Here is an 11,605-nt window from a genome sequence, read left to right as displayed (position 1 = left end):
CTTCCGCAAAGGTTTTTATGTACCACTATCCAAATTTTCTAGTTTTTTTCTCGCCTTGGAAGAATCCGGGATCCAGAGGAAGTATTATCCTAAAGGAAGAGCCGATTTTTCTGTATGACCCTTTGGAATCAAAATTTTTGTTAAACAAAGAATCCTGGGGAGTTAAAAATCGACCCGTTGGATAATTCTTTTTCCCCGGATTGTTCCGTAGCGAAAGCTTCTTTTGATACTTTTCTTACGTTAAGAAAAGTAGATAACACAAATGATCTTGCTCATCCCTGATCGTGGATTTCCTACATATCCTTTGCGAAAGTTTAGAACCTTCCGCAAAGGTTTTTATGTACCTCGATCATTATCAAACCCCCATTTCAGATAAAATTTGATTCACCCCACTCCAGTCATTCCGAGTGATCCGCCGACTGGTGGAGCCAGAGGAATCTAAATTCGAAGAGCAAGGTCCTTTGATGAAGAACCACCATCTGCCGGTTCGGAATGACAAACCTTCCCCCCATTAGCCAATTTCTATCAAGCTCTGTCAACCCGAGACTCCTGTTGGCGGAGACGCGTTATCCTTTCAAGCCTTTGAACTGAAACCACTCGAAGTGGGAATGCCCTATTTCTTTTTCCCCACGCCCAATCGAATAATATGATCTGCATCCGAATACACATTGCGAGTATCCACAATCAGTTCCGCGTGTTTTTTAATAAGAGAATAATCCACATCTGAGTGGTCAGCCAAAATAACCACTACCCGAAAAGATGGGATTGTTTCTTTATCAATAGATTCAATTCCCTTTATTGTCCCGCCATTCCAGCGAATTTCTTCAACATTCGGATCATAAAAACCTACGTCAGCTCCGTCCTCTTCCAATAATTTCATAATATCCAATGCAGGAGATTCTCTTATATCATCAATATCTTTTTTATAAGCCACACCACATAATAAAATTTTGCTTCCTTTAACTGCATGCCCCTGTTGGTTCAACCCTTCCGAAATCAATTCTACAACATGGTGAGGCATGTGCGTGTTAATCTCTTGAGCTAAATCAATGAATTTAGCGCGATAATCTAAAGATCTCATTTTCCAGGCAAGATATTGAGGATCAATCGGAATGCAGTGTCCGCCAAGTCCAGGACCTGGGGTGAATTTCATAAACCCGAATGGTTTTGTGGATGCAGCATCGGTTACCTCCCAAACGTCCACACCAAGCTTTTCACACATAATGGCTGTTTCATTTGCGAGTCCGATATTAATTGATCGGAATGTGTTCTCAAGAAGTTTAACCATTTCAGCTGCTTCAGGAGAAGAAACGGGTACAACTTTATCCGAAATTAGACTGTACAGTAAGGATCCCAAATGAGTGCAGGTTTCCGTAACGCCTCCAACAACTTTGGGCGTATTCTTTAATGAATAAGATGTATTTCCCGGGTCGATACGTTCCGGAGAATAGCAGAGAAAAAAACTTTCCCCAATCTTTTCACCGGATTTTTCCAATGTTTCTAAAACAAGTTCACGGGTTGTACCCGGATAAGTAGTGCTCTCAAGTACAACCAGTAAATCCTGGTGCATGTAAGGTAGCATTCCATCCGTAACTGATATAATAAAAGATACATCCGGATCCTTTACCTTATTTAAGGGCGTTGGTACACAAATGATTAACACATCAAGATCAGAAATACATGCATAATCGAGTGTGGAGTTAAATCGCTCGACGTCAACCAATTTCTGTAGCCTTTCGTTTGATACATCGCCAATGTGACTTTTCCCTTGATTTAAGGATTTCACAATTTGTGCATTCAAATCTATCCCGGTAACAGACAGACCGGCTTCCCCGAAGGCAATACATACGGGAAGTCCAACATATCCAAGTCCAACAACTCCAACCTTGGCTGAATGATTTTTAATGTGTGTTTCTAAATTCAATTCTGCTCCTTATTAAAATTTCGAAAACGAAATGATAATGCACAAGATTCCAAGAATCTGGACAATATTCACTCCACCCGATTAATTTTTGTTTCAGGTTGAAATTATTGCCGTAAATTTAAGGGCTTTAATCGTTATGAATAGTAAAGAAAATATATGAAAAACCAACCTCTTTCCCGGAAAGGAGTGCCGATTCTCTCGAATTGGTTCGATAAATATTCCGCAATTATTTCTGGGGAATTTTCAAACTGCAATGCACCGAATTCGGTGCATTTTTGTTTTTATAAGAAAGGAACATCTTAAATGACAGACATTCTGGATCTTGTGATTATCCAAAAAATTGATACCGAACTTCAAGAATTGGAAGAATTGCTTGGCGACTTACCCACCAAAGTGGATGAACTCAAAAACGAAGAAGACAGCTTAACGAAATCTGTAAATGAAGGGAAAGTTCGGTCAAAAGAAATTGTGATGCAGATGGATAAAAACACGCTTGAAATGAACACAATTAAAGAAAAAATTGACAAGTATAAAGATCAACTATTTTTGGTAACAAATAACAAACAATATGATGCCCTTCAACATGAAATGGATCATCTGAAAGAACAACTCAATACCATTGAATTGACAACGCTGGAAATAAGCGAAGAGAAAGATACGTTAGATGAGGAAACAAAAGAGGGAGAGGATAATTTAGAATCGCTGACATTGGACTTAGGAAATCGCAGGTCGAGCTTAGAAGCATTGATATCAGAATCATCTGAGAAAAAATCCGATCTTGAATCGCAAAGAACTTCAAAAACCAAAAACCTTAATCAGGAAACACTCTCAAAATATGATAAGATTTTTTCTGCGAGGAATGGATTAGTGGTCGTTGCAATTCATTCAAATGCATGTGGCGGTTGCGGGTCTGTACTCCCACCACAAATCGTATCTGAAATAAAATCTGAAAAAATTGTCTTTAATTGTGATGTATGCAACAGATTTCTTTTTTGGGAATCTGCAAAATAAATTGTACCCCACCCCAGTCATTCCGAGCGATCCGCCGGCTGGCGGAGCCAGAGGAATCTAAATTGGCAAAGCAAGGTCACTCGATGAAGAATCCTCACACTTCGGTTCGGAATGACAGTTATTATTTTTAACATCCAAAAAGTGCCACGATCATCCCTGATCGTGGATTCCCTACATCCCCTTTGCGTCGCAAAGGTATTTATGTACCACTATCCAAATCTTCTACTTTTTCCTCGCCTTGGAAAAATCCGGGATCCAGAGGAAGTATTATCCTAAAGGAAGAGGCGATTTTTCTGTATGACCCTTTGGAATCAAAATTTTTGTTCAAGAAAGAATTTCGGGGAGTTAAAAATCGACCCGTTGGATAATTCTTTTTCCTCGGATTGTTCCGTAGCGAAAGCTTCTTTTGATACTTTTCTTACGTTAAGAAAAGTAGTTAACCTTAAGGATTATATTGTACTTCTCCCAACCCAGTCATTCCGATCCGCCGGCTGGCGGAGCCAGAGGAATCTAAATTAGCAGAGCAAGGTCCTTTGATGAAGAACCACCATCCACCGGACCGAAATGATAAGCATTGCGAATCATTTCCCAAACAAAAGCCAGTCGCTCAATAAACCCATAATCTTCACCAGCAAGAAAAACCCTCTCAACTTTATATCCCCAAACGTGTAACTTCCCCGGCTTTTTGAAATATGAGCCGGTTAGATGGTCGCCTTTTCGATTTTCGAAAGGGAGGAAAGTCCGAGCACCGCAGGACAGGGTGCCTCGTAATACGAGGGGCTCGGAAGGGCATGGAAAGTGCAACAGAGAGAAGACTATCCGTCATTGGCGGATACAGGTGAAACGGTGGTGTAAAAGACCACCAGCTTCGGCAGTAACGCCGAAGGCTTGGTAAACCCCGCCCGGTGCAAGATCAAGTAAGCTCCGAAATGTGGTCCGCATTATTTGAGGAGTGGGTAGATCGCGAGATCCTGATAGAAATGTCAGGACCAGATGAATGGCCATCCGCGACAGAACTCGGCTTATCGACCGGCTCTATATTTTTGTCCGATTCTCTAATTCGGGTGATATTGTAAAATATGCATTCTTCTTATCTGCATGGGTGGAGGAGGAATCACCCAAATTAAACCTAACTTTCACGCCATTCCTGTGCTTATTTTAATCCCGTATGGAATGGATTAGTCTTCAACCGGACCCTGAGGTGGTTTCACATCTTGGGAAACAATTTAAATGTAGTAACATCATTGCCACGATTTTAGCGAACCGTGGTTTTACCTCCCTAAAAGAAGCCCAACCATTTTTTAATCCATCTTTAGATCAACTCCACGATCCATTTCTGATGAAAGATATGGACATTGCGGTTGACAGAGTAATAAAAAATATCCAAACCAAAACTCCTATTATGGTGTTTGGGGATTATGATGTGGATGGAACATCGGGCGCTTCTGTGCTGTATCTTGGGATGCAAACTGTTGGCGGGAAACCTGAATTTTATATCCCAAATCGCGAAATCGAAGGATATGGATTATCAAAAAAGGGAATTGATACTGCAAAAAATATTGGCGCAAATCTTATCATTACTTGTGATTGCGGAATCAATGCATTTGAAGCGGTGCAATACGCCCAATCTATTGGTGTGGACGTCATTATCACTGATCATCACACGCCAGACGCAACTTTGCCAAATGCTTTTGCTGTTCTTAATCCAAAACGAAAAGATTGTGCTTACCCGTTTAAAGGTCTCTGTGGCGCCGGAGTAGCTTTTAAATTTATTTCCGGTATTATCAAAAATCGTGGAAAATCATTTTCGGAAATATCAGATTTAATATCTCTTATGACACTTGGCACTGCCGCAGATCTCGTTCCGATAAAGGACGAAAATAGAACGTTGGTTCATTTTGGGTTGAACCAAATGAAATCGCCTTCATCTATTGGACTTAGCAAATTATTGGCTTTGGCAAAACTTTCGAATAAAGTTCCTAGCATTGGCCAATTGGTATTTGGTGTCGCCCCAAGAATAAATGCAGCGGGCCGACTCGGGGATGCCAATAGAAGTGTGAAGTTGCTTACAACAGATAATGAGGATATTGCATCTGATTTAGCAAGAGAATTAGACGAAGAAAACAAACGGCGAAGAGAAATTCAGGACGCAGTTTTTGAAGATGCTCTGCTAAAAGTAAATGCAGAAATAGATCTTTCAACCGACAAAGCAATTGTTGTTTGGGGTAAAGATTGGCATCCTGGTGTGGTTGGGATTGTCGCTTCAAAACTGAAAGAAGAATTTCACCGCCCTGCGATCGTCATATCGATGAAGGAACATGGGTTGGGTACCGGTTCAGCTCGGAGTATTCGCGGATTAAATTTATACGACGCTTTGACAAAAGTAAAATCCACATTAGAAGGATATGGAGGACACCCAATGGCTGCAGGATTAACCGTGAAGGAAGAAAATTGCGATTCATTCCGATCTTCTTTTGTTAGCATTGCGAATGAATGTTTGTCAGATGATGATCTTATTCCCGGAATAACGGTTGAGGGTGAGTTAAAATTGAATGACATTACTCCGAGATTTATGGATTTCCTTGACAAGCTTAGTCCGTTTGGCCCCGGAAATATGAGACCCAAATTTTTTGCGTCAAACGTTGAAATTTCCGGTATTCCGAAGGTGATTGGCGGTGGAAACCACATTCGTTTTACTGTACGGCAGAATGGAACAACTTATGGGGCAATTGGGTTCAATCTATCCGAACATTATCAGGACCTTATTACAGGGAATCCGATAGATTTAGCATTTGTAGTCGAAATCAATGAATGGCAAAATCGTCGTGAAATTCAACTCAATGTCCGAGATATTAAACTCACACCTAATGCTCATTAACTCATTAACTTGATTATTATTATTTACTGTAAATTGTAGTTTGTTGAAACTCTCATTCTTATGGAATTCCTGATATGAAATCACAAATAATTGGCATCGGATCCTGTGTCCCAGATAAAATTGTAACCAATGCGGATATGGAACAATGGATGGATACATCAGATGAATGGATTCGAACGCGGTCCGGAATCGAAGAACGTCATTGGGTAGAAGAGGGGCAAACTACTTCAGATCTTGCAGAAACAGCTTCTCGTAAAGCCATGGAAATGGCCGGCGTAACTGCTGAAGAAATTGACCTTGTAATCGTAGGCACCATTACGCCCGATTATTTTTTCCCGGGAATCAGTGCACAGCTCCAGGACAAATTGAATCTGAGAAATATCGGCGCATTTGATATTAAAGCGGCCTGTTCTGCCTTTATTTATTCGATGTCCATTGGAGATCAGTTTATTCGATCTGGAAATGCCAAATCAGTTTTGGTGGTGGGCGCAGAAGTACAATCTACTGCGCTGGATATTTCAGACGAAGGAAGAGATACTGCAGTTTTATTTGGCGATGGCGCCGGGGCTGCCATCTTGCAGGCGACTGAGGATGAGAGCGGAATTTTATCAACGCATTTGCATTGCCAAGGTAAACATTTAAAAATGTTGTGGTGTGAAGAGCCCGGGTCAACTAACAATCCGAGAATGTCTGAAGATTTACTAAAACAAAACCGACATTATCCTATGATGAATGGTCGGGAAGTGTTTAAAAATGCAATTACCCGGTTCCCCGAAGTGATTAATGAAGCCATGGAAGCCAACCAATTATCCATGGATGATGTAGCATTAATTATTCCTCATCAGGCCAATCTTAGAATCAGCCAAGCAGTCGCAAAACGAATGGGCGTTGGGATGGAAAAAGTATATTCTAATATTCATAAATATGGAAATACGACAGCTGCTTCGATTCCGATTGCTTTATGCGAGGTAGTTGAAAAAGGAAAAATTTCCAAGGGTGATATTATAATTTTCGCTGCTTTTGGTGCAGGATTCACGTGGGCATCCGCTGCCGTAAAATGGTAAATCGAGATTAATGATGGACGACTTGTTTTTTAACGAAGAACATATGATGCTTGTTGAAATGGTACGTGATTTTGCAAAAAATGAAATTGAACCGATTGCACAAGAACTAGACGCAGAGGGACGCTTCCCCAAAGAGTTGGTAGAAAAAATGGCAGCCTTAGGCTTGATGGGAATTCCAATCCCGGAAGAATATGGAGGCGCGGGGATGGATATGATCGCATTCGCTGCAGTCGTGATAGAACTTGCAAAGGCAGATGCATCCGTAGCAATCACACTTGCAGCACACATATCCCTCGGGACTATGCCTATTTTGATGTCAGGTTCTGAAAAATTGAAACAAACATATCTTCCAAAATTAGCATCCGGAGAAATGCTCGGTGCATTTGGGCTCACAGAACCGGAAGCCGGAAGCGATGCTGGTGCAACCAAATCGACAGCGGTGACAGATGGAGATGATTACATCATTAATGGTGGAAAAATCTTTATCACGAATGTTGGGTACGCCGGCGTATTAAATCTTACCGCTCGCATTGAAGATAACGGGGAATTCCTGGGCATTGGTGCGTTCACTGTTGCTACAGGCACTCCCGGATTAAAAATTGGTCCGCCTGAAAAGAAAATGGGATGGAAAGCCAGCGATACGCGCCAATTATTTTTCGAGGATATGCGAGTTTCAAAAGATTGTCTTTTATGCGAGCCCGGCGCCGGGTTTAAAACATTTTTAAAAACCTTAATCGGCGGCCGGATTTCTATTGCGGCACTTTCGGTTGGGACGGCAGAAGGGGCATATCAAAAAGCCCTCGAATATTCGGATGAACGAACCGCTTTCGGGAAAAAGATTCACAAATTCCAAGCGGTTTCATTTAAACTCGCAGATATGGCTACACAAATTGAAGCGGCAAAATTACTTACCTTTCATGCTGCTTGGATGAAAGATAACGGAAAAAATGTTGCCAAAGAAGCTGCCATGGCAAAACTGTTTGCCAGCGAAACTGCTATGAAAGTGACAACCGAAGCGATTCAAGTACTCGGCGGATATGGATACGTGAAAGAATATGATGTGGAACGCTTTTTCCGAGATGCAAAGATCCTCGAAATCGGCGAGGGTACAAGCGAAGTACAGAGAATTATTATTTCGAGGGAAATTCTTAAATCTATTCAAAAAATCTAATGAAGAACTCTAACCATCGTCCAAATCAACTTTCTGTGTTTATCACCATTGTGAAAGACCACTGGCAGCCAATTTCTGTCGTGCTAGGTCTTGTGGTTCTACTCTCGTTCTTTTTTCCTCGTGGAACATCCCTTCTATACAGTTATAACCTAGATGATATTACTCGGGATCCGATAATTGCACCGTTTAATTTCCCGATCCTAAAAACTGCATCCGAATTGAAAACGGATTTAGACCAAGCCCAGGCTTCAGAACCATATTTGTTTACTCGGGATCAGAATATCGTTGAGTCTCAAACCAAAAAGATGTCCCATTTCTTTCAATCTGTAGATGCGATACGACAAGCCCGCGTAAATATCAGGAATTCAAAAGACCTTGAGTATCGTTACAGGTTTTCTTCCCAATATGAAGAAGCAAAATTAATGGTTCAAACGGATAGCGCCAAAATTTCTATCCTTTTACAAGCATTTTACGCTAACTACCCATTCACAATCGAAAAAGATCGGTGGGACGCATTTTTAATTCCAATTCCAGATGATCCATCAAGAACTGATTTGAAACAGTTTGAATCATCTATTGTGCAGGTTTGTAGAAATCGGTGGGCCGAAGGGATCCTTGATCTTCCAAAAAATGCGATTATTAGCACAGACATTTCAATTCAAACAGCTTCGGATGCTCCGTCTTTAGACTCCCCCGAAGCATTTAACGACCTTCAGCAAGCTTGGACAAAATCACGGTTAGAAGTCACCCATCTGTACGAGAGGAAAAGTGAGTTAGAATTAGAGCTGGGATATGAATTGATTGTGGAATTTATGAGCCCAAACCTCGTGTATGATCGGGAAACAACGGAGCGAAGAAGTCAGGCAAGGTTAGACCTTGTTCCAAGACATAAAGGAATCGTTCTACAAAATGAAAGAATTGTAGATACCAATACACGCATTACAAAAGAAATCCTTGAAAAATTGAATTCTCTTAGCATCGCTATTAGCAAGCACGCAGGGACTGAAACTTTTTTGGATAAATCAATCGCTTATCTTGGGAAACTCCTTACAATTGCTGTTGTAGTTTCATTTTTCTTTACCTTTTTGTTAACATATCGAATTCACATTTTTGATGACATTCGAATGCTAATCTTGATTGGACTCATGTTCTTATTGGTAATATCCTTTGCATACATTTTTACAGTGAGGCTTGGATTCTCTGAATATCTGATTCCTGTCGTGGTGTCTGCAATGGTTCTAACTATAATGTTTGATGCAAGAATTGGATTTATGGGAGTTACCTCAATTACATTGCTCGCCGGAATATTAATTGGGAATAATGTGGAATTTATCATTATTGCACTTTTTACATCATCGATCGCACTGTTTTCGGTAAGAAAACTGAGGCGAAGACGGCAAATGTTCACAACCATCATCTCTTTGCTGATTGCCAGTGCAGTGGTGGTTTTGGCATTGGGACTTTTTAAACAGTCATCTTGGAGTGGAATGGGAATAGATATGCTTTACCTGGTGGCAATGAGCATCTTGGCGCCTGTGGTAACCTATGGACTCATCGGTATTCTCGAAGTGGTATTTAAAGTGACAACAAATCTTACGCTTCTTGAATTATTAGATTTTCAAAATCCTATTTTAAAACGCCTTCAGCGTGAAGCCAATGGAACCTTTAACCACAGTGTAGTTGTCGGTAATCTTGCCGAGGCGTGCGCAGATGCAATCGGAGCACATTCTCTGCTCTGCCGTGTTGGCGCATACTATCATGATATTGGTAAAATTGGACGTCCTGAATATTTTATCGAAAATATGCTGTCTGATAAAAATAAGCATGATGAATTGACTCCGGCTATGAGCGCAAAAATTATCAGAAAACATGTCAGCGACGGGTTAAAACTAGCGAAAGAATATGGGCTTCCGCAGGCGGTAAGTGATTTTATTCCGATGCATCACGGCACAACTCGTGTAGAGTATTTTTACCATAAAGCGCTTGAGGAAGCGGGCGGTGACGAATCGAAAGTGGATGAAAAATTATTTTTTTATAATGGCCCGCGTCCTAATACAAAAGAAACCGGTATTCTGATGATTTGTGAAGCAGTGGAAGCAGCGACCCGATCCATCAAAGAACCTGATATTATGAAAATTGAAAAAATGATGGATAAAATTATTGAGAAACGGCTTTCAACAGGACAACTTGACCATTGTCCGTTAACCATGGATGAAATTCGGCAAATTCGGGGAACTGTGGACGGCAATACCGGCTTGCTTCCTGTATTGCGAGGGATTTATCACATTCGCGTTGAATACCCCGAAGGCGATAAGTCCAATGCAAAAGTGAAATGATTGTAAAAACTATTCTTGATGGCGGTGATTCCAACATCCATCAGGACAAAACCTTCTCAATAATCTATAAAACATTGTCATCCGAAGGATATACGGAAGGCGATATTTCTATTATTTTTACCGGTGATGAATCATTACGGCGTCTTAAAAAAGAATTTTTTAAGAAAGATGAATTCACGGATGTTATTGCGTTTCGTTTAAACGATTATTCTGAAAAAAAGGTGGAGGGTGAAATTTATATCAGCCTAGAAAGAGCGAAAGAAAATGCTGCTAACTTTAATGAACCGGTTGAAAAAGAGATTTGCCGGCTATTGATTCATGGCGGATTACATTTACTGAATTTCGATGACAAAACTGAAGACGAACGGAAGATCATGCGGGAAAAAGAGAATTATTATTTAACACAATTTGGATGGGAAGGGATTATAAATGAGTGACAAAAAATTAGGCGAAATGTTTGAGGAACTTACCGGTATTGTCGCAAGATTGCGTGAACCAGATGGGTGCCCTTGGGATAGAGAACAGACACATGCTTCGCTGCTTCCATTTTTTTTGGAAGAAGCTTATGAAGTTATGGAAAGTGTAGACCAGGAAAATTGGAGCGAGCTAAAAGAGGAATTGGGCGACATTTTATTACATACAATCATGCAAGCTTTAATTGCAGAAGAGAATGGGTATTTCAAATTGAATGAATCCATAAACCATGTTAGCGAAAAATTGGTCCGCCGCCACCCGCATGTCTTTGGCGATGCAAAAGCTGACGCTGCTTTTGAAGCAAAACAAAACTGGGAAGCCACCAAACATAAGGAAAAGAAACGCGCGTCTAGATTGGATGGTGTCCCGGTCACTTTGCCTGCTCTTGTGCGCGCTCAGAGATTACAACAGAAAGCCAGCTATACCGGTTTTGATTGGGATAAAATAGAACAAGTTTGGGAAAAAGTTCACGAGGAAATTCAGGAACTCAAAGAAGCCGAATCAGAAGAAGCAAAAGAACACATAGAAGAAGAAATCGGTGACGTACTTTTCGCCATTGTGAACTTGGCCAGATTTTTGGACATTCCGGCAGAAGATGCGCTTAGAAAATCGAATAAGAAATTCACAACTCGTTTTGCCGGGATCGAAAAAGAATTGAAAAAAAGAGGGAAAACTCTGGAAGAATCGAATTTGGAGGAGATGGATGAAATCTGGAATCAGGTAAAGAAAAATAATGGCTGTTTGTAG

At 40.8% G+C, this 11,605-nt stretch carries 8 protein-coding genes and 1 other RNA gene; 8 read left to right on the top strand and 1 reads right to left on the bottom strand.

Translation table 11 applies throughout. The annotated features are described in order from the left end of the window. Positions 1 to 613: 613 nt before the first annotated feature. Positions 614 to 1,924 (bottom strand): nucleotide sugar dehydrogenase, encoded by a 1,311-nt coding sequence (locus HOD97_00690; protein ID MBT4280127.1) that lies wholly within the window; start codon positions 1,922 to 1,924, stop codon positions 614 to 616. Positions 1,925 to 2,227: 303 nt separating this feature from the next. Here HOD97_00690 and HOD97_00685 point away from each other — a divergent pair, with 303 nt between their 5' ends. The 8 genes from HOD97_00685 (at position 2,228) to mazG (ending at position 11,605) form a co-directional block, all read left to right on the top strand. Further along, on the top strand, positions 2,228 to 2,935 hold the full coding sequence (locus HOD97_00685) for a hypothetical protein (protein MBT4280126.1): 708 nt from the start codon (positions 2,228 to 2,230) through the stop codon (positions 2,933 to 2,935). Positions 2,936 to 3,628: 693 nt separating this feature from the next. Next, positions 3,629 to 3,976, top strand: an RNA gene (gene rnpB / locus HOD97_00680) — RNase P RNA component class A. Positions 3,977 to 4,103: 127 nt separating this feature from the next. Continuing rightward, positions 4,104 to 5,813, top strand: a complete 1,710-nt coding sequence (recJ, locus tag HOD97_00675) for a single-stranded-DNA-specific exonuclease RecJ (protein ID MBT4280125.1) — start codon at positions 4,104 to 4,106, stop codon at positions 5,811 to 5,813. A gap of 65 nt (positions 5,814 to 5,878) precedes the next feature. Then, positions 5,879 to 6,877: a ketoacyl-ACP synthase III gene (locus HOD97_00670; GenBank protein ID MBT4280124.1), complete on the top strand. Its 999-nt coding sequence runs from the start codon at positions 5,879 to 5,881 to the stop codon at positions 6,875 to 6,877. 10 nt (positions 6,878 to 6,887) lie between these two features. After that, entirely contained in the window at positions 6,888 to 8,048 is a 1,161-nt protein-coding gene (locus HOD97_00665; GenBank protein MBT4280123.1) for an acyl-CoA dehydrogenase, read from the top strand. Beyond that, entirely contained in the window at positions 8,048 to 10,384 is a 2,337-nt protein-coding gene (locus HOD97_00660) for an HDIG domain-containing protein (protein ID MBT4280122.1), read from the top strand. Before HOD97_00665 ends, HOD97_00660 begins: the two co-directional genes overlap by 1 nt. After that, positions 10,381 to 10,821 carry an rRNA maturation RNase YbeY gene (gene ybeY, locus HOD97_00655; protein MBT4280121.1) on the top strand — a complete coding sequence of 147 codons (441 nt, stop codon included), beginning with the start codon at positions 10,381 to 10,383 and terminating at the stop codon, positions 10,819 to 10,821. Before HOD97_00660 ends, ybeY begins: the two co-directional genes overlap by 4 nt. After that, positions 10,814 to 11,605 carry a nucleoside triphosphate pyrophosphohydrolase gene (gene mazG / locus HOD97_00650; GenBank protein ID MBT4280120.1) on the top strand — a complete coding sequence of 264 codons (792 nt, stop codon included), beginning with the start codon at positions 10,814 to 10,816 and terminating at the stop codon, positions 11,603 to 11,605. Before ybeY ends, mazG begins: the two co-directional genes overlap by 8 nt.

The sequence above is a fragment of the Candidatus Neomarinimicrobiota bacterium genome, from assembly GCA_018651745.1.
In the GTDB taxonomy this organism is placed as follows: Bacteria; Fidelibacterota; Marinisomatia; order Marinisomatales; family TCS55; genus JAAZYX01.
This window is presented reverse-complemented; position numbering and strand designations above follow the sequence as displayed.

Excerpts from the sequence above, each read along its gene's own strand:
- HOD97_00685 (MBT4280126.1), top strand. The coding sequence starts at position 2,228 with ATGACAGACATTCTGGATCTTGTGATTATCCAAAAAATTGATACCGAA.
- recJ (MBT4280125.1), top strand. The coding sequence starts at position 4,104 with ATGGAATGGATTAGTCTTCAACCGGACCCTGAGGTGGTTTCACATCTT.
- HOD97_00665 (MBT4280123.1), top strand. The coding sequence starts at position 6,888 with ATGATGGACGACTTGTTTTTTAACGAAGAACATATGATGCTTGTTGAA.
- HOD97_00660 (MBT4280122.1), top strand. The coding sequence starts at position 8,048 with ATGAAGAACTCTAACCATCGTCCAAATCAACTTTCTGTGTTTATCACC.
- ybeY (MBT4280121.1), top strand. The coding sequence starts at position 10,381 with ATGATTGTAAAAACTATTCTTGATGGCGGTGATTCCAACATCCATCAG.
- mazG (MBT4280120.1), top strand. The coding sequence starts at position 10,814 with ATGAGTGACAAAAAATTAGGCGAAATGTTTGAGGAACTTACCGGTATT.